The sequence below is a fragment of the Hymenobacter sp. B81 genome, assembly GCF_044628455.1.
Lineage (GTDB): Bacteria > Bacteroidota > Bacteroidia > Cytophagales > Hymenobacteraceae > Solirubrum.
Genome location: NZ_JBIYZW010000001.1, coordinates 1,093,411 through 1,110,922 on the forward strand (window position 1 = coordinate 1,093,411; position 17,512 = coordinate 1,110,922).

The 17,512-nt window shown below is 63.5% G+C and carries 14 protein-coding genes; 6 read left to right on the forward strand and 8 right to left on the reverse strand.

What is annotated here, in order from left to right:
* The first annotated feature begins 62 nt into the window (after nucleotides 1–62).
* Complete coding sequence (locus ACE191_RS04925; protein ID WP_400191069.1) at nucleotides 63–1,337, forward strand: PQQ-dependent sugar dehydrogenase; 1,275 nt, start codon at nucleotides 63–65, stop codon at nucleotides 1,335–1,337.
* 231 nt (nucleotides 1,338–1,568) lie between these two features.
* Here ACE191_RS04925 and ACE191_RS04930 read toward each other — a convergent pair whose 3' ends face one another.
* The 7 genes from ACE191_RS04930 to ACE191_RS04960 form a co-directional block, all read right to left on the reverse strand.
* On the reverse strand, nucleotides 1,569–2,357 hold the full coding sequence (locus tag ACE191_RS04930) for an MBL fold metallo-hydrolase (protein WP_400191070.1): 789 nt from the start codon (nucleotides 2,355–2,357) through the stop codon (nucleotides 1,569–1,571).
* Nucleotides 2,358–2,786: 429 nt separating this feature from the next.
* On the reverse strand, nucleotides 2,787–5,000 hold the full coding sequence (locus ACE191_RS04935) for a T9SS type A sorting domain-containing protein (protein ID WP_400191071.1): 2,214 nt from the start codon (nucleotides 4,998–5,000) through the stop codon (nucleotides 2,787–2,789).
* A gap of 834 nt (nucleotides 5,001–5,834) precedes the next feature.
* On the reverse strand, nucleotides 5,835–6,248 hold the full coding sequence (gene arr, locus ACE191_RS04940; RefSeq protein ID WP_400191072.1) for an NAD(+)--rifampin ADP-ribosyltransferase: 414 nt from the start codon (nucleotides 6,246–6,248) through the stop codon (nucleotides 5,835–5,837).
* A 99-nt stretch (nucleotides 6,249–6,347) separates the two neighbouring features.
* Nucleotides 6,348–6,758 (reverse strand): hypothetical protein, encoded by a 411-nt coding sequence (locus tag ACE191_RS04945; RefSeq protein WP_400191073.1) that lies wholly within the window; start codon nucleotides 6,756–6,758, stop codon nucleotides 6,348–6,350.
* 40 nt (nucleotides 6,759–6,798) lie between these two features.
* Nucleotides 6,799–7,254, reverse strand: a complete 456-nt coding sequence (locus ACE191_RS04950) for a hypothetical protein (protein ID WP_400191074.1) — start codon at nucleotides 7,252–7,254, stop codon at nucleotides 6,799–6,801.
* Nucleotides 7,200–7,736, reverse strand: coding sequence for a hypothetical protein (locus ACE191_RS04955; protein WP_400191075.1), 537 nt, complete (start codon nucleotides 7,734–7,736; stop codon nucleotides 7,200–7,202). The genes ACE191_RS04950 and ACE191_RS04955 overlap by 55 nt, the downstream gene beginning before the upstream one ends.
* A gap of 30 nt (nucleotides 7,737–7,766) precedes the next feature.
* On the reverse strand, nucleotides 7,767–8,219 hold the full coding sequence (locus ACE191_RS04960) for a DUF4262 domain-containing protein (protein ID WP_400191076.1): 453 nt from the start codon (nucleotides 8,217–8,219) through the stop codon (nucleotides 7,767–7,769).
* Between the two features lie 1,060 nt (nucleotides 8,220–9,279).
* Between ACE191_RS04960 and fahA the strand changes: the two genes are divergently transcribed.
* The 5 genes from fahA to ACE191_RS04985 all read left to right on the forward strand — a co-directional run bounded on the left by fahA (nucleotide 9,280) and on the right by ACE191_RS04985 (nucleotide 15,392).
* Nucleotides 9,280–10,560: a fumarylacetoacetase gene (fahA, locus tag ACE191_RS04965; protein WP_400191077.1), complete on the forward strand. Its 1,281-nt coding sequence runs from the start codon at nucleotides 9,280–9,282 to the stop codon at nucleotides 10,558–10,560.
* Nucleotides 10,561–10,660: 100 nt separating this feature from the next.
* Nucleotides 10,661–12,067, forward strand: coding sequence for an MBOAT family O-acyltransferase (locus ACE191_RS04970; protein ID WP_400191078.1), 1,407 nt, complete (start codon nucleotides 10,661–10,663; stop codon nucleotides 12,065–12,067).
* Nucleotides 12,068–12,095: 28 nt separating this feature from the next.
* Nucleotides 12,096–13,364: a hypothetical protein gene (locus ACE191_RS04975; protein ID WP_400191079.1), complete on the forward strand. Its 1,269-nt coding sequence runs from the start codon at nucleotides 12,096–12,098 to the stop codon at nucleotides 13,362–13,364.
* A gap of 306 nt (nucleotides 13,365–13,670) precedes the next feature.
* On the forward strand, nucleotides 13,671–14,825 hold the full coding sequence (locus ACE191_RS04980; RefSeq protein WP_400191080.1) for a zinc-dependent alcohol dehydrogenase: 1,155 nt from the start codon (nucleotides 13,671–13,673) through the stop codon (nucleotides 14,823–14,825).
* A 12-nt stretch (nucleotides 14,826–14,837) separates the two neighbouring features.
* Nucleotides 14,838–15,392: a hypothetical protein gene (locus ACE191_RS04985; RefSeq protein WP_400191081.1), complete on the forward strand. Its 555-nt coding sequence runs from the start codon at nucleotides 14,838–14,840 to the stop codon at nucleotides 15,390–15,392.
* 159 nt (nucleotides 15,393–15,551) lie between these two features.
* Here ACE191_RS04985 and acs read toward each other — a convergent pair whose 3' ends face one another.
* Nucleotides 15,552–17,471, reverse strand: coding sequence for an acetate--CoA ligase (acs, locus tag ACE191_RS04990; protein WP_400191082.1), 1,920 nt, complete (start codon nucleotides 17,469–17,471; stop codon nucleotides 15,552–15,554).
* Nucleotides 17,472–17,512 lie beyond the last annotated feature (41 nt).

A 17,512-nucleotide genomic window follows, 5' to 3' on the forward strand; every position in this document is an offset into this window, starting at 1 on the left:
TGCGTATCCAACGGGGGCTGTACTACGCAACAGCCCGCCACGACCTTTCAACATTCCATCCCATGAACCAACGCCGCCTACTTAGTGCCTCCGCCCTGCTGCTACTTGGCCTCGGTGCCGCCTGCAACCGCTCCGGCCAGGAGCAGCGCGCCCAAACCAACGGGGAAACCCCGGTGCAGGCCACTGCCCCTGACGGCCGCGCCCCGCTCGAAACCCGGCCCGCCAACGTGCCCGAGCAGCAACCGACCTTTCCCCAGCAAACCCGGGCCGCTAAGCTTCAATCAGATACCACCTTCGCGGTGACGGTGCTGGCCAAGGGGCTTTCGAACCCCTGGGCCGTGGAGCCGCTGCCCAACGGTGACTTGCTGATTACCGAAAAACCGGGCAGGTTGCGCGTCGTGTCGGCCACGGGCCAGTTGGGCGCCCCCATCAAGGGGTTGCCCGCGGTCTACGCCAAGGGCCAGGGGGGCCTGCTCGACGTGGCGCTGAGCCCGAACTTCGCCGCGGATCAGACGATCTACTGGTCGTTTTCCGAGCCCCGGGGAACCACCGGCAACGCCACCAGCGTGGCCAAAGGCGTGCTTTCCGCCGACCGGCGAAGCCTGACCCAGGTGCGGGTGATTTTCCGGGCACTACCCGCCTACGACGGCGACAAGCACTACGGCTCCCGTCTCGCGTTTGGGCCCGATGGGCTGCTGTTCGTGAGCCTGGGGGAACGTTCGGACCTGGAAATCCGGCCCCAGGCCCAGCAGATGAACAGCCACATGGGCAAAACCCTGCGCCTCACCGCCGACGGCCAGCCAGCCCCGGGTAACCCCTTCGCCCGGCAGGCCGGCGCGCTGCCGGAAATCTGGACGGTGGGCCAGCGCAACGTTCAATCACTGGCTTTCGACGCCCAGGGCCAGCTCTGGTCGGTGGACATGGGCCCGCAGGGCGGCGACGAGCTGAACCGCCTCGAGGGGGGCAAAAACTACGGCTGGCCGCTGGTGACCTTCGGCGAGGAGTACTCGGGGGAACCCGTTCCCAACGCCGTGACAACCAAGACCGGCTACGTGGACCCCGTATATTACTGGGACCCGGTCATTGCGCCGTCGGGCGCGCAGTTTTACTCCGGCGACGCGTTTCCGGCCTGGCGCGGCAATCTGTTTGTCGGCGCCCTCAAGGATCGGGAGCTGGTGCGCCTGCAGCTTGAAAACGGCCGCGTGACGGGCGAGGAGCGCCTGCTCTCCGACCGCAAGCAACGCATCCGCGACGTGCGCCAGGGCCTGGACGGGGCGCTGTACGTGGTCACGGATGAGGCCAGCGGCGAACTGTGGAAAATTGCCCCGCGCAAATAGTGCTCCTTCCTGCCGGGGCAATGGCCGCCGCTTGCGGGCATTCCGGACTGTCTCAGGCAGCCGCGCAGGTCCTGGGAAGATGCTTCTCGACTACCGATTAACGGCTTTGGCTCCAGCAAGCGGCTTTAACCGCCGCTGCCGCCAGCGCTAACCTCGGGAGCCGCTTGAAAAGCCAAGAACGCCCTGCCAAGTCAGCTGACTCGGCAGGGCCTTCTTCGTTAATCAGCCAGCTTACTGGGCCGCTGAATACCAGTTGCGCAGCCGCACGTCAATTCTCTTATTCACCGCGTTAACTGTTTTCCGGAAGCTGTTCACGTCGCTCAGACCGTTTTGCCCCCGGTAATGGTAGGGATAAACGATGCCGGGCTTGAAGGCCAGTACGCCTTGGGCGGCCTGCTGCACGTCCATGGTGTAGGGCAGATTCATGCACACAAACGCCACGTCGATATTCTTCAGGGCGCGCATCTCGGCAATGTCTTCGGTGTCGCCCGACAGGTACACGTTTTTGCCGCCCATCGTCAGCACGTAGCCGTTGCCCCGGCCTTTGGGGTGCATGGCGTCGGGTGCTTCGGGCAGGTTGTACATGGGTATGGCCGACACGCGCAGGCCCAGGGTGTCGAGCTGCTGGCCGTTGCGCAGCACGCGCACCTGTTTGTTGTATTCGGCCGGCAGCTGCTCGGCCACCGCCTGGGGAACCACCAGCACGGCCTTGCTCAGGGAGAGGCCCGCCAGGGTTTTCGGGTCCATATGGTCGCCGTGGATATCGGTGATTAAAACTACGTCGGGCGTAGCCAGCCCGGTATAGGCCGGGGCGCCGCCGTAGGGGTCCACGTAAATGGTCTTGCCGTTCCACGTCAGCACCACGCTGCCGTGCGTGATGGGCTGCACCGTGAGCGGGCCTTGCTTGGTGGGAATCTGGTCGGCGACCACGCGCGGTGCGGCAACCGGGGGAGCGGTTTGGGCCAGTGCCGGAACCGCCAACGCAGTCAGCGCAGCCGCGAAAACAAGGGTAGACTTCATCCTGATTTGGGTTTAGAAGAAAGAGTTCGGGCATGCCGGCTTGGGGAGCCAAGGCCGTCGGAGCCGCCGCCGAACATCGCAACCATAACCGGCTTGCCCCGCTCAGGTTCAGCCGCGCAACGATCTGCGGGACGGCGCATCTTCTGCCTTTGAAAACAAGCGGGCACGTACGGCCACGATACGACCACAGCAGCGCTGAGTTATAAGTCTTGATATCAGCCTGGCTGCCAAAGACCAGGCCGGACAAACTACCTGTCTTCGCTGCCTTGCCGGGGGGTGGTGGACGAGCCCCGCGGGGGTTTCGCTCTCAAAGGAAGCCGCGCGCGCATAGTGGTGGCCAACTGCGTCACCCCAAGAAAGCCGACAAGCCCTGGGCCTTGTCCTGTCGGCAGGCAAGGGCCAGGGCTTGTTTTAAACGCGCACGGGCTCTTACCGCCGCACCTCTACCCTGCGGCTGCTCACGCCCGCTGCCGTTTGCACGCGCAGCACATACACGCCGTTGGCCACCTCGCCCAGCTCGAAGGTGAAGGTATTGCCCCGGCCGTGCCGCTCGGCCACTGGCTGCCCCAGCAAGTTGAACAGGGTGGCTCGCACAGTGCCGCTGGTCCCAGCGAGGTGCACGGTGAACTGGTTGGCGGCAGGATTCGGAAACACGGCTATTTGCGGGGCCTCGGCCGGCGCGGTAGTGGCCAGCGGCGTGGCCACCGGCGTCAGGGCCACGCCCCGGAAGGCGGTGTTGGCTGCCCGCGTCACGAAGGGCGCAGGCAGGCTACCCGTGCTGGGCGCAGCGTTGTAGCCGGCCTGGTCGGCGACGGTGTAGAGCCCTCCGCCGCCACTGGCCACTAGCTGCACGGCCGTGCCGGTGCGCATACCCGTCAGACCACGCAACAGGGCGGCCGTGGAGCCGCCGATGGTCCCGTTGAGAGTCCAGCTGCCGCCCACCAGGCTCCACTTCTGAATGCCGCCGTCGCTCGTGGCCCGGTCGTCGGCAATGTACGCCACGTCCACGCCCGGTACGGCTGGGCTCAGATCGGCCAGGTAGAAGCCGTAGGCGCTCGGGCCGCTGGCCGTGGGAAAGCCCGGCAGCAGCGCCACGGCCGCGCCGGCCGCCGTGGGCAACCCGGTACCGATCTGGTTCAGGCCATAGTTGGCATTGGTGGCTGAGGTGGCGTAGAGCTGGCCGTCGGCAATGCCCAATACGCGGAAGTTCACCACCGGGCCGGCACTCAGCGCCGTGGTCGGCCCCGGGTTGCCAAAGGGCACGTAGCGGATGCCGCTGTTGCCCCCGGACACGTAAAACGCGTTGCCATCGGTGCTCACCGCCGCGCGGACGTTGGTTCCGGAAAAGGCGTCGCTGATGCGGGTGTTGGTATCCACGCTGCCATCGGCCGCGATGCGCGCCACCAAGCGGTTGTTGGTGGCCACCGGGGAAGTAACGATACCGGTCGTGCCGGGCACGGCGTGGTAGCCGGTCAGCAGCAGGTAGCGCCCATCGGCCGTGCGGGTCAGCACGTCCGACGTCGCCGTGCCGCTGTTCGTGAAAGCGCGGACGGTGCCGTTGTCGGCCGTGGGCAAGGCAAGGGTTTGCACCAGGGCACCATTGAGTGTGTACTCGTCCACAAACTCGGGCGTGGCGGCGGTCGTAAGCGGCGCCGAGCCGTCGCCCACCCGAACCACCGCTACGTTGCCGGGCGTAAAGGCCGTAGGCGTATGGGGAGACGCAACCTGCTGGTAGGCAACTTGCTGCAGCGCCACCGCCTGCGCCGGCGTAATGCCCAGGTCGGCGGCGGCCAATTCGCCGCCGCCGAGGGTGCGCGGGTCCACCGTGGTCAGCTGGTAAAACAGCACCAGGGCGTTGAGGTAGCTACCCCATTTGCTGGCGTGAATATGGTCGCTGCCCCACAGGTTGATTTTGCTCGGGTCGGGGGCGTAGGGGTTGCGCGTGGCCACTCCCGTCGTGATGGCCCGGAGCCAGGCGTCGCCTACGTGGGCCACGGCGGCGTAGCGGCCGTTCGTGGTGAAAGCCTGGCTGTAGGCCCGGTGCAGGTCTTGGGCCATGGAGTCGATGGGCAGACCGGCGTAGCGGGAGCCGGCCGGGTAGGTAAAGTCAGGGCGGGCCCAGGTTTCGTAGAGGTAGACCCGGGCGGCCGGGTTGGCGCCGTGGATAGCCTGCTCGAGGCGGGAGGAATAGTCGTAGAACAAGGCCGGGTTGCCCCCGCGCGCCGTGGGCACCGGCCGCGTGCTTTGTTCCTGCAGGACCACCTGGTCCCAGCCCGGCTGCGTGAGCACCGACAAGGCATTGGTGTGGTGGAACTGCAGCGAGGTGCCGCTGACGGCTTCAATGGTTACGTCATAGCTCAGCCCGGCCTGGGTCGTGAACTTCTTGAAAATGCCCGGCACGCCGCCGAATGCCGGCAGCATGCCAGGGTCGTGGGCCCGCGGGTGCCCCGCGGGCAGGCCGAAATTGACGTCCGTAATGGCGGCGGAGTTGTAGTACAGCGCGGGCGTGAACTGACCGTGCGTGAAGCTGTTGCCGACAAACAGCACGCGGGTCTGGGCCGAGAGGGGGCTGTGCAGGCTCAGCAGGGTGACACCCAGCCCGAGTAGCCGCCAAGCGGCCGAAGGAAGTAGAGATGAAAACATGCGGAAGGGAAAAAGTGCAGGCAATCGAAACGCGTAGCAGGAACGAGGCTACTCGGGGCCATACTGCGCAGGCGGTTTCAACGCCTGGGCAACCCGCTGCAGGCCTGAAGTGGGCACCGAATCCGGTGCCCGCGGTAATGACGAGGCCGGTGCAGAAACCCGCTCCAGCTGATTCGGCAGGTATTGTCCTCGTCAACGGCAGCCGGCGGTTAAGGCCTGCAGGTAGGCTGGTTGGCTGGGTGAACCAGGTAGAGGCCTGCTCGCGGGACGAGTAGCTCAGTAAAGAAAACCGGCGCTTTTCCCGGTTGAAATTTATCGAACTCAGGTATGAAAAATATAAGTTGCAACAGCGGATAAAAGCCTAATAGTCAACATCAAGCCAAAGGCATCCGGGCAGTAAAATATGAACACGATATAGAGCCGTTGAGTACGCGCCTGGCAGTGGCGGGCGAGTGGACCCGTCTATTGCGGCACGGGGATGGGCGCGCCGGCTCAGCACTTTGCCCTGGAGTCAGGCCGCACCTGCGCCCGGCCAGCAACACGGAGTTGGGCTTGGTTTGCCGAAAGGTTACGGCGGGGCAAGCGCAGCGGCGGGTACGCAGCAGACCAAGCAGGCACGGCCGAGCACGTCGGACTGGGAGGCTCGGGCCGCGACGCCGGTGCACTACTCTTAACCCCAGGGCTGGCTGAACAGCCCCCCTGTCGCCGCAGCTTCGGTTCGGTAAGGGTTCGTTTTTCGGTCCTGGATTTGGGGAAGCTGCGTCGCGCCCCCAGTGGGTTTAGCCGGCAGCAGCAAGGCGCGGTGGTTTTCCAGCCGTTGATCAGAGCGACCGTTCAGTCCTCAATAGCCTCAATGCCCTGCTGCTTGAGGCGCTCCAAGTGCTCCTGCATGGCCCGCAGCTGCTCGGGGGCGTGACCCGGCCACTCGGCCACCTCGCCCACTACCCGCAAGGGGTGCCGCGTGCGGTAGGACCTGGTAGGATTCCCCGGAAACTTCTTATCAGTCAGGTTCGGGTCGTCTTCAATGGGGCCGGTGGGCTCGACCAGGTAGATGCGGCCGGGACCAGGGCCCAGGGCCAGCTCGGCGCCCCAGATGGCGGCATCCAGGGTAGCAGTCAGGTACACGTAGGCGGCTTTTTTCCGGGCGCCGTAGTTGGATTGGAAGCCCGGCGCAATCAGGTCGCCGGGCTGCAGGCTGGCTTTGGTGCCGTGGTAGAACGGCGGCGCGGTCTGGTCGATCGATTCCATGAGTGGCACTATTGAGGGCGAGGCAATGCAGAGCTGAGAAACTTGAAATTAATGCCATCCATTCAACTTCGGCATTGCCGGTTCGTCAGCGCTGCTTGCTTATATTACTCGTCGCGAGTAGCTTTTCTTTCTGCTACTCTTAACGAAGCCGGCAATTGCATAAACCACCAACAAATAGGGCATATACAACACGTAAGTAAGGGCAGCCTTGACTGGCCATCCTATTCCCGCCGCCCGGTTTTCGAGGCTCTTTACCCGCGCCATATTGTCCTGGGAGACTCCTCTATAGAATTCACTTTCGCTTATTCCGTTGCTATCGTAGCCGTAGTGAGCCAGCAGCATACTGTCCGAAGCATCTGACCACCACGCAAAGACCACCGTTATCAGTAACGTTGTCATCACTCCTGCTGCCAGATAAGTAACAAGCCTGTATTGGGTTGTGCAGCTTGTTACTCTTCGGAGTATCAAAACTGGGCTTAACACAAGTCCGGCAAATAAAAGCAGCGACACGGAGGTAGTTATAGCTTCCATCTTACTTTTTCACTCTCTGCTAGCGGCCGTGCTTCTGCCGCAAGTCCTTTACCAGGTTGGCAAACACGTAATCGTGCTCCTGGCTGATGCCCAGCTTTTCCAGCGGCTCCCAGTAAAACCGGGGCGTCAGTACCGACGTGTAGGTGGTGACCCGGGTCATTTTGCACCGGTTGCGGCCTACTGCATCGAAGTAGTAGATGGCTTCCTTGAAGCCCAGCCAGTTGCGGCCCACCAGCTGATAATCCACCACGTCCATCTTCAGCACTTTCCCGCGCTCCAGCGCGGTGATTCGCTCTACGATGGTTCCGCTGCCGAAGTCGTGGGTGCTTGACTTGCCGGCATGGAAATAACAGGTTCGCAGGCCTCCTACTGTCTCTTTTTCCAACACGCACTTGGTGGGAATGGGCAGGTCGAAGTACATCAGGTAGGGCTTGGCGGCGTCCAGGGTATCAACCGATTTAATGGCGTCGTACACCTGCTCGGGGAGTAGTTAAAAACCTGCTCCGTTGATACGGCTATTACGGTCTGTTTTTCCTTTTTCAGATAATGCTCGGCCGGGGCGGCCACCAGAAATACCCCCAGCGGCAGCAGCAAGACGGAAAGCCGGTTGGTGTCGCTGATCTGCCGGTAGCGCCTGACCAGGTGCGTGATGACGTAGCCCAGGAATATCAGCGGCACCACCACCGGCAGAGTCATGACGATGCACAGCAGCCCCGACAGCCCGGGAATGACCAGGCACACGAGTACGAGTGCCGTGGTGCCAAGGGCGCCCCACAGAATGTATTTCCGGTTGGGCATTGCCCCAATGGCCACGCCCAGGGCTATGGGCAAAAGAATAAACAAGACCCAGCTATAATCGGCCAGGCCCAGCAACAGGAAGGCAATTCCGGTGCCGAGGAAAACCAGGGTCAGGAGGATGGAGAGTTGGAAGCTCCGGTCCTGCAGGATTGCTTTCATGATCGGCGCTGACAGCAGCAAAAGATTCGTTTACACACCCGGAAAATTCCCGCGTATTTCCTGGTCATATTCGTACCCCTGTTCGTGGGGAAAATAGCCCTGCGTGTCGGGGTAAATCAATTGCACGTAAGTGTAATTTTGGCTCCCGTAGAATCGTTGACTCGACAGCACGTATTCTTCCAGATCGGCCGGGTCGACAGCAATTAAATACACCGGAAACCGGTCCGAGAGGTCGTCGAGCAGTTGGTTGACTGGCACCTGGTCGGCGTCTTTGAACTTGTTGATATAGTTTGTTACCAGTTCGCCCGACAAGTTCGGAGGCAGCGCCGAAATGAAAATTTCCGGAATACCAAAGCTCCGGTAAACACCCGTCGAGTAGCAGAAAGCCGGCTCGCCCGATACGTACGTGATGTGGTAGCCGGACTTGTTGATGTTGTCGTCTACCTTTTTGTGGTATTCTTCGATCTGCTGGTCATTCATCATAACGAGAAGCGCTACAAAAGCTGAAAGAGGGCGAGGTTATATTATTATCATTAAACAAAATCTACGACAATTACGCTTCCTTATTTCTTTTCCATCGAACCAACATAATAATCAATTGAATAACGCCTAAGACCCAGTAAGTTGGAAACCTAAAAAAGGTGTACAATACTTCAAAGTTGTCAATAATCCCAATAGTATTTTTCACGATGTGTATTTCTACAACCATAGAAATAAGTGGCAGGAACAATCCAAACAACAATACCAACGAAGCCAAAAGCGTAAACTTTATCGTTGAGGCTGCTTTCTTCTTCCAAAATTTCTTATTTAAATAAACGATAATCCCAATAACCACCCAGTCAAAATATCCGATTAGTATCATTTGATTCGCAAATTCAGCCTATGTTGGCGCTATTCCCTTGCTATAGCGGTACCACACCAAAGCGGTAGGCGGGATGCTACTAAAGCCTCATCAGCAACCCGAGCAACAACCGGCACTCGGCGGGGCCGCGTAAGGTACTGGCATTGCCAGGCTTTCTCAAGCTCGCGGCACCGGGCTCGGGATTTTTTGTGGCCTGAGACTGTCCCAAAGGGCTGTTGCACACTGCACCAGTGCTCCGGGACAGTCCCAAAGTCTTGTTGCGCACTGTACCAGTGCTCTGGGACTGTCCCGGAGCACTGGTGCACACTGTCTCAATGCTCTGGGACTGTCCCGGAGCACTGGTGCACACTGTCTCAATGCTTTGGGACTGTCCCGGAGCATTGGGGCGCACTGTACCAAGCCTCTGGTACAGTACGGAAGCACTCCGGCGCACTGTACCAGCCCTCCGGGACATTCCTGCTAGGTTGTTGGCCATTGACGTGGCGCCGCTCCGCGGTTGGGAGCCACGGGGCGGCTTACGAGCTACTGTCCCAGAGCACTCAGAAAGTCGTGACCAGCCCTTTGGGACTGGTTGGCGGCCCCGGGAATGCCGGGCGCGGGGGGGCGGGACCGTCCAGCTACACGGTATCCGCCGTTGGCGCGGCACCTCTATCTTTGCCCATCATCCGCCCTTTTGCCCTTATGGCCAACCTCAACGACCCCGCCCTGCGCTCCTGGATTGACATTGCCCCCGGCAGCGACTTTCCCATTCAGAACCTGCCCTTCGGCGTGTTTGAAACCGATGAGCGCGGCACCCGCGTGGGCGTGGCCATTGGCGACTACGTGCTCGACCTGTACGCCGTGAGCCAGTTCGGCTTTTTCCGCGGCCTCGACCTGCCCACCGAGCCCAAGGTGTTCCGCCGCCGCTCCCTCAACCGCTTTATCGCGCTGGGGCGCCCGGTGTGGCGGGCCGTGCGCCAGCGCGTGTCGGAGCTGCTGCGCCACGACAACCCCGAGCTGCGCGATAATGAGGAAGCCATGCGCAGCTGCCTCGTGCGCCAGCGCGAGGTGCGCATGCTGCGCCCCGTAAAGCCCCAGAACTACACCGACTTCTACTCCAGCATCGAGCACGCCACCAACGTGGGCACCATGTTCCGCGACCCGGCCAATGCCCTGCTGCCCAACTGGAAGTGGATTCCCATCGGCTACCACGGCCGCACCAGCAGCATCGTGGTCAGCGGCACCGACATTCGCCGGCCCAACGGCCAGCGCAAGGCCCCCGACGCGGCGGTGCCCACCTTCGGCCCCTCGCAGCAGCTCGACTTCGAGCTGGAAGTGGCCTTCGTGGTGGGCCAGGGCACCGCGCTGGGCGACACCGTGCCCGTGGCGCAGGCCGAGGAGCACATCTTCGGGCTGACCTTGTTTAACGACTGGAGCGCGCGCGACCTGCAAAGCTGGGAGTACGTGCCGCTGGGCCCCTTCCTGGCCAAGAACTTCGGCAGCAGCATCTCACCCTGGGTGGTGACGCTGGACGCGCTGGAGCCCTTCCGCGTGGCCGGCCCCGCGCAGGACCCCGAGCCCCTGCCCTACCTGCAGCTGGCCGGCCAGCACAACCTCGACCTGAACCTGGAAGTGACCCTGACCCCGCCGGGCGGCGCCGAAGCCACCATCTGCCGCTCCAACTTCAAGTACATGTACTGGAGCATGGCCCAGCAGCTGGCCCACCACGCCTCCAACGGCTGCCCCATTGAAGTGGGCGACCTGTACGCCTCGGGCACCATCAGCGGCCAGCGCCCCGACTCCTACGGCTCGATGCTGGAGCTGAACTGGCGCGGCACCAAGCCCCTGACCTTGCCCGACGGCTCGCAGCGCAAGTTTCTGCAGGACGGCGACACGGTGACCATGCGCGGCTACTGCGAGAAAAACGGGGTGCGCATCGGCTTCGGCGAGGTGCGCGGCACGGTGCTGCCCGCCGCCCAGTAACCTCATCCGCTTTTTCAGCCGGCGGGCCGGCACCCCGCCCCGGCGGGATGCCGGCCCGCCCGCCTTTTGTTCACCACCGCCTTTGGCCTGACCGCCCGCTATGCTATTCAATAGCTACATCTTTCTGTTCTTTTACCTGCCCATTCTGCTCATCGTCTACTACGGCGTGCTGAAAACCATCAAGGCCCGCAACGCCTGGCTCACGCTCATGAGCTACGTGTTCTACGGCTGGTGGAACCCGGTTTTCTGCCTGCTGATGATGGCCTCCACGGCGTCCGACTACGTTATCGGCAAGTACCTGTACCGCACCGAGTCGCCGGCTAAGCGCAAGCTGCTGATGACCCTGACCATCATCGTGAACCTCTCGGTGCTGGGCTTTTTCAAGTACTACAACTTCTTCGCCGAAAGCCTCAACGGTACCTTCGCCTGGCTCGACCTGCCCATCTACGCGCCCATCATCACCGGGCTGATTCTGCCGGTGGGCATCAGCTTCTACACCTTCGAGTCGCTGTCCTACACCATCGACATCTACCGCCGCGAGGTGAAGCCGGCCAACAACCTGGTCGACTTCTTCTGCTTTATCTCGCTGTTTCCGCACCTGGTGGCCGGCCCCATCATGCGCTACGTCGACCTGGACCGGCAGCTCAAGCAGCGCGACCATTCCGAGGGCAAGTTTGCTGTGGGCATCGTGTTCCTGGTCACGGGCCTGCTCAAGAAGCTCATCATCGCCGACAACGTGGCCCCGCTGGCCGATGCCGTGTTCAATGCCCCGGCCGGCACCACCGTGGGCGACGCCTGGCTGGGGGCGCTGGCATACACCATGCAGATCTACTTCGACTTTTCGGCCTACTCCGACATGGCCGTGGGCCTGGGGCTGATGATCGGGTTTGAGATTATCCAGAACTTCAACTCGCCCTACCAGTCGGTGAGCGTGCAGGACTTCTGGCGGCGCTGGCACATCTCGCTCTCCTCGTGGCTGCGCGACTACCTCTACGTGCCGCTGGGCGGCAACCGCAAGGGCAAGTACCGCACCTACCTGAACCTGATTCTGGTGATGCTGCTCGGCGGCCTCTGGCACGGCGCGGCCTGGACGTTTGTGGTGTGGGGCCTCTACCACGGCGTGCTGCAGGCCCTGGAGCGCGCCCTGGGCGAGCGGCACCCGCTCAAGCAGCTGCCGGTATGGGGCCAGCGCCTGGCCACCTTCCTGCTGGTGCTGGTGGGCTGGGTGTTTTTCCGCGCCGCCGACCTGCCCACGGCCTTCCGCGTGCTGGGCAACCTGGTGGGCTACCACGGCGGGCAGCCCGTGCAGCCCCTCGACCTGGCCCAGCCCCTGGGCCTGGCCTTCCTGACCTTCGCCACCATCGTGTCGATGAGCTACCCCAACCTGTGGCAGCAGCCGGTGCGCCTGAACTGGCGCACGGCGGTGGTCTACGGCCTGGGGCTGGTGGTGAGCGTGGTGCTCATCATGACGCAGCAGAACAGCCCCTTCCTGTACTTCCAGTTTTAAGCGGCTCTATTTCTAGCTACTCCCGATCATGCAGCAGCACCTTATTGCGCTTCGCACCCGGCTCACGCGCATCTTCTTTGGCCCGCCCTACCACCCCGCCGACCATCATGCCCTGACGCCCCGCGGCACGGCCCGCGGCATCCGGGCCGTGACCACCGTGGCCGGCCTGTGCTGGCTGGCCCTGCTGGTGGGCGACGGCGTGGCCCGCCTGCAGAACCCGGGCCTGAAAAGCTGGCGCCACATGCAGGGGGCCCGCATTCTGGGCGCCCACCCCAACCTGCCCCGCCAGCACGTGCCGCTGCAGCCCATCATGGCCGACCGCCTGAACGTGGCCTCGCTCTCGGCGCCCTACGCGGCCCACGAAGACACCACCCGCCGCTGGATTGCCACCGACGCCGAGGGCTTCGTGCGCACCGCTTCCCAGCCCCCGTATGAAGTGGCGCTCTGCGGCGACTCGTTCTTTACCTTTTCCGTCATCGGCGACAGCCTGGCCCGCTACCTGGGTGCCTCGGTGGGCAACGCCTCCATTGCCGGCCGCGGCACCCTGAGCATGGCCCGCTTTCTCGACGCGCCCGCCGCCGACTTCCGCTCGGCCCGCGTGGTGGTGTGGGAGCGTACCGAGGGCGGCATCAACACCGACGAGTTTATTCGCTGGTTTGACCAGCGCCGGGGTGAGCTGCGCCCGCCCGCCAACCCCGTCAAGGCGCTGTACGCGGACTGGCGCGGCTCGGTGCTCTGGCCCGAAAACCTGGATAAGTACCTGACCGAGTCGTCGCCCATGCGCCGGCCGCTGCAGCGCACCATGAGCGAGCTGACCTGGCGCACCCTGGGCCGGCGCGACACCACCGTGCTGCTGGGCCGCCGCGATTTGCCCGCTGGCGTGGCCCCCATGCAGTTTCTGGCCAACGAAGAGGAGGGCCTGCGCCCCACCCCGCTACCCGACGCCGACCTGGAAGCCATTGCCGACCGCATTGCCCAGGTCGGCCAGGCGCTGCGGCAGCGCGGCGTGGTGCTGGTGTTTGCCGCCGGCCCCGACAAAAGTACCATCTACCGGGAGCGGCTACCGGCCGCGGTGCCCTTCCGCGGGGGCTTTACCGAGCGGCTATACGCGGCCCTGCACCGCCGCGGCGTGCGTACCATCGACCTGGTGACGCCCCTGCGCCGGCAGGCCCTGGCCCAGCCCACTCAGGCGCTGTACTACACCACCGATACCCACTGGAACCCGCGCGGTCAGGCCCTGGCCGCCCGCGTCATGGCCGACAGCCTGCGCCCTTTGCTGCGCGCCAGGCTCCCGTAGCTACTCGGCAGTCAGCTGCTTTGCCTTTCCGGCTCCCGGCCTCTGCGCCGGGAGCCGGTTTGCGTTATACTCACCCCTGGCCGCGCTGCGCTACCGTGGGCCACTATCCTAGGTATAAATACTGAGTCGCAACCGCATTAACCCTTATTTCCCTGCCCGTATCGGGGCTGTTGCAACCTTAAAAATACAGGTCAGTACTAGTTGCATCCCGTTACGGTGCTGCTCGGGTCGTCGGCTACGCGCCGGGGCCGCAGCAGGCCGGGGCGGGCCCTCTGCTTCCCACTCACCCCCTAAACCAAGATACCTATGCTAGCCATGGATTACCGGGGCCCGAAAAGGGTCCGTGCCGTGCAGAAGCCCATGCCGGAAATCAAGCACCCGCAGGACGCCATCGTGCGCGTGCTGCGCACCTGCATCTGCGGTTCCGACCTGCACCTCTACAACGGCAACGTGCCCGATACCCGCGTGGGCAGCACCTTCGGCCACGAGTTTGTGGGTGAGGTGGTGGAAGTGGGTGCCGAAGTCACCAAGGTCAAGGTAGGCGACCGGGTGATTGTGCCCTTCAACATCTCCTGCGGCGAGTGTCACTTCTGCCGCCAGGGCATGTTCGGCAACTGCCACGAGTCGAACACCGAAGCTACGGCCGTGGGCGCCATCTACGGCTACTCGCACACCGCCGGCGGGTTCAACGGCGGGCAGGCCGAGTACTGCCGCGTGCCCTACGCCAACGTGGGCCCGACTATCATTCCCGAGGGCATGGACCTGGATGATGCCGTGCTGCTCACCGACGTGGTGCCCACCGGCTACCAGGCCGCCGAAATGGCCGGCATTCAGAAGGGCGACACCGTGCTGGTGTTCGGCGCCGGTCCCATTGGTATCATGGCCGCCCGCTGCGCCTGGCTGTTCGGCGCCGGCCGCGTCATGATTGTGGACCAGGAAGACTACCGCCTGGAGTTTGCCCGCAACTACTCCTACTGCGAGGCCTACAACTTCAATGAGATGGGCGACCCGGTGGTATTCTTCAAGAAAATCACCGACTGGCTCGGGCCCGACTGCGTGATTGACGCCGTGGGGGCCGAAGCCGCCGGCAACACCATGCAAACCATCACCGGCCGCAAGCTGCTGCTGCAGGCCGGCTCGGCCACCGCGCTGCACTGGGCCATCAACTCGGTGAAGAAGGGCGGCGTGGTGAGCATCGTGGGCGTGTACGGCCCCACCGATAACCTGGTACCCATCGGCAACGTGCTCAACAAGGGCCTCACCGTGCGGGCCAACCAGGCCTCGGTGAAGCGCCTGCTGCCGCGTCTGATCGAGCACGTGCAGAACGGCGTGCTCAACCCCAAGGGAATGATTACCCACCGCCTGCCCCTGGAAGAAGTGGCCGACGGCTACCGCATGTTCTCGGCCAAGCTGGACAACTGCATCAAAACCGTGCTGCTCCCTCCCACCGCCAACCAATAATGCCGCCCGACCATGGAAAAGAACGTGATTAATACGCCCATCGACCCCGCCCACATCAAGGGCTGGGGCATCGACGCCGACCCCAAGAACGACCCCACCTACCCCATGCGGGCCCGCATGAACATCACCCAAGACCCCGACTACAAGCACCGGCCCGAGTCCAAGCAACCGGTGGACGTGGAAGTGCTGCGCTCGGTGGAGCGGCCCAACGTGTCGGCCGTGTTTGGCACGCCCGAGCCGCCTAGCGGCCTGAGCGGCTGGATCCGGCGGGCGGCGTTCCACTACAGCGAAAACGAGTACGCCCACTGGCTGCCGCTGATTCTGGCCGACCGCGTGAACGTGGTCGAAGGCGTGCTCAGCGACCTGGTGCACGGCAAGTTTCCCAACATCTACGCCGAGAAGGGCTACCCCGTGGAGTGGAAGCACAACCGCACCAGCCTGGTGCTGAAGCTGTCCACCGTCGCCGCCGTAGCCGCAGGCGCCCTCATCCTGCTCAGCTCCGGCGGCAAGAAGTCGAAGAAGCGCAAGCGCGACGGCGGCGACTACCGCAGCGAGTACGATTACTAGGCTTCGTTGAAGCCTGAATGCAAGAAGGCCCGGCGGTACTGCTACCGCCGGGCCTTCTTGCATTCAGGTTCCTGAGGTCTTTTCGGTTTCGTTACAACGTCATGCCCCGCACAGCCGAGGCTCAGCATGACGTTCAAGACACGTGAGCGTCAGCCCCTACTACTTCTTGCCGCTGATGATTTCATCCACTACGGCCGGATCGAGCAGGGTGCTGGTGTCGCCCAGACTGCCGGTTTCGCCCTCGGCTACTTTGCGCAGAATGCGGCGCATGATCTTGCCCGAGCGCGTCTTGGGCAGGCCCGACACGATCTGAATCTTGTCGGGGCGGGCAATCTTGCCGATTTCGGCTACCACCGTCTCAATCACGCTGGCCTCGATGTGGGCGCGGTCGGTTTCCTTGGCGGGCACGCCCTCCTGGCAGATGACGTAGGCGTAGATGCCCTGGCCCTTCACGTCGTGCGGGAAGCCCACCACGGCCGACTCTACTACGTGGGGGTTTTGGTTGATGGCGTTTTCGATTTCGGCCGTGCCGAAGCGGTGGCCCGACACGTTGATGACGTCATCCACGCGGCCGATGATGCGGTAGAGGCCGTCGGCGTCGCGGCGGGCGCCGTCGCCGGTGAAGTAGTAGCCGGGATAGGGCTGAAAGTAGGTTTGACGCGCGCGCTCATGGTCACCCCAGGTGGTGCGGATAACGCCCGGCCAGGAGGCCTTAATGGCCAGGTAACCTTCCTGCTCGTTGCCCTCGATTTCCTGGCCTTCCTGGGTGAGCAGCACCGGCTGCACACCCGGCAGCGGCAGCCCCGCGTGGGCCGGCTTGCTGGGCGTGATGCCCGCCAAAGCCGAGAGCATGATGCCCGCCGTTTCGGTCTGCCACCAGGTATCCACCACGGGGCAGCGCTCCTTGCCCACGTGCTGGTAGTACCAGTACCAGGCTTCTTCGTTGATGGGCTCCCCCACCGAGCCTAGCACCCGCAGCGAGTCGAGTGAGTAGCTGAGCACGTTGTCGAGCGGGGCGGCCATCAGGCTGCGGATGGCGGTAGGCGCGGTGTAGAAGATGCTCACCGAGTGCTTGTCGATAACTTCCCAGAAGCGGCCGGCGTCGGGGTAAGTGGGCACGCCCTCGAACATAAGCGAGGTGGCCCCGGCCAGCAGCGGCCCGTAGAGCAGGTACGAGTGGCCCGTGACCCAGCCCACGTCGGCGGTGCACCAGTACACGTCGTTTTCCTCGGCCTGAAACACGTTGCGGAAGGTGTAGTCGGTCCACACCATGTAGCCGGCGGTGCTGTGCACCACGCCCTTGGGCTTGCCGGTGCTGCCCGAGGTGTACAGGATGAACAGCGGGTCTTCGGCCGCCATTTCCTCGGCCGGGCAGGTTTTGGCCACGTCCTGGGCTTCGTCGTGGTACCACACGTCGCGGCCCTCGTGCATGTGCACCGGCCAGCCCAGGTGCTCCACCACCAGCACCTTGCGCACCGTGGTACAGTGCTCCAGGGCCTCGTCGACCACGCGCTTCACCGGAATCTGCTTGGGGCCGCGGTTCAGCCCGTCGGCGGTAATCACCAGCGTGGCCTGGGCGTCGTTGACGCGGTCGGCAATGGCGGTGGCCGAGAAGCCGGCGAAGACGACCGAGTGAATGGCCCCGATGCGGGCGCAGGCCAGCACGGCAATGGCCAGCGAAGGAATCATGGGCAGGTAGAGGCAAACCCGGTCGCCCTTTTCCACGCCCAGGTTGTGCAGCACGTTGGCAAACTTGCACACCTCCTGGTGCAGCTCGCGGTAAGTCAGGCGCAGGTGGCGGGTCTTGGGGTCGTTGGGCTCCCAGATGAGGGCCAGCTTGTTGCCGCGCCTGGCTAGGTGACGGTCCAGGCAGTTCTCGGTGATGTTGAGCCGGGCGCCGTCGAACCAGGTGCTCTGGCCCTCGGGCGAAAACGCGCCGCCGCGCACCGAGTCCCACTTGCGGCGCCAGGTAAAGGGTTCGGCCACTTCGGCCCAGAACGCGTCGGGGTCTTCCACGCTGCGGCGGTAGGCGTCCTGGTAGTCGTCGAAGGTGCGGATGCGGGGGTGGTTGGTTACCATGAAGGGTCGGATGGAGTTAGGGTGGGCAGTTTACAAAAAAG

Excerpts from the sequence above, each read along its gene's own strand:
- ACE191_RS04925 (WP_400191069.1), top strand. The coding sequence starts at position 63 with ATGAACCAACGCCGCCTACTTAGTGCCTCCGCCCTGCTGCTACTTGGC.
- ACE191_RS04930 (WP_400191070.1), bottom strand. The coding sequence starts at position 2,357 with ATGAAGTCTACCCTTGTTTTCGCGGCTGCGCTGACTGCGTTGGCGGTT.
- ACE191_RS04935 (WP_400191071.1), bottom strand. The coding sequence starts at position 5,000 with ATGTTTTCATCTCTACTTCCTTCGGCCGCTTGGCGGCTACTCGGGCTG.
- arr (WP_400191072.1), bottom strand. The coding sequence starts at position 6,248 with ATGGAATCGATCGACCAGACCGCGCCGCCGTTCTACCACGGCACCAAA.
- ACE191_RS04955 (WP_400191075.1), bottom strand. The coding sequence starts at position 7,736 with ATGAAAGCAATCCTGCAGGACCGGAGCTTCCAACTCTCCATCCTCCTG.
- ACE191_RS04960 (WP_400191076.1), bottom strand. The coding sequence starts at position 8,219 with ATGATGAATGACCAGCAGATCGAAGAATACCACAAAAAGGTAGACGAC.
- fahA (WP_400191077.1), top strand. The coding sequence starts at position 9,280 with ATGGCCAACCTCAACGACCCCGCCCTGCGCTCCTGGATTGACATTGCC.
- ACE191_RS04970 (WP_400191078.1), top strand. The coding sequence starts at position 10,661 with ATGCTATTCAATAGCTACATCTTTCTGTTCTTTTACCTGCCCATTCTG.
- ACE191_RS04975 (WP_400191079.1), top strand. The coding sequence starts at position 12,096 with ATGCAGCAGCACCTTATTGCGCTTCGCACCCGGCTCACGCGCATCTTC.
- ACE191_RS04980 (WP_400191080.1), top strand. The coding sequence starts at position 13,671 with ATGCTAGCCATGGATTACCGGGGCCCGAAAAGGGTCCGTGCCGTGCAG.
- ACE191_RS04985 (WP_400191081.1), top strand. The coding sequence starts at position 14,838 with ATGGAAAAGAACGTGATTAATACGCCCATCGACCCCGCCCACATCAAG.
- acs (WP_400191082.1), bottom strand. The coding sequence starts at position 17,471 with ATGGTAACCAACCACCCCCGCATCCGCACCTTCGACGACTACCAGGAC.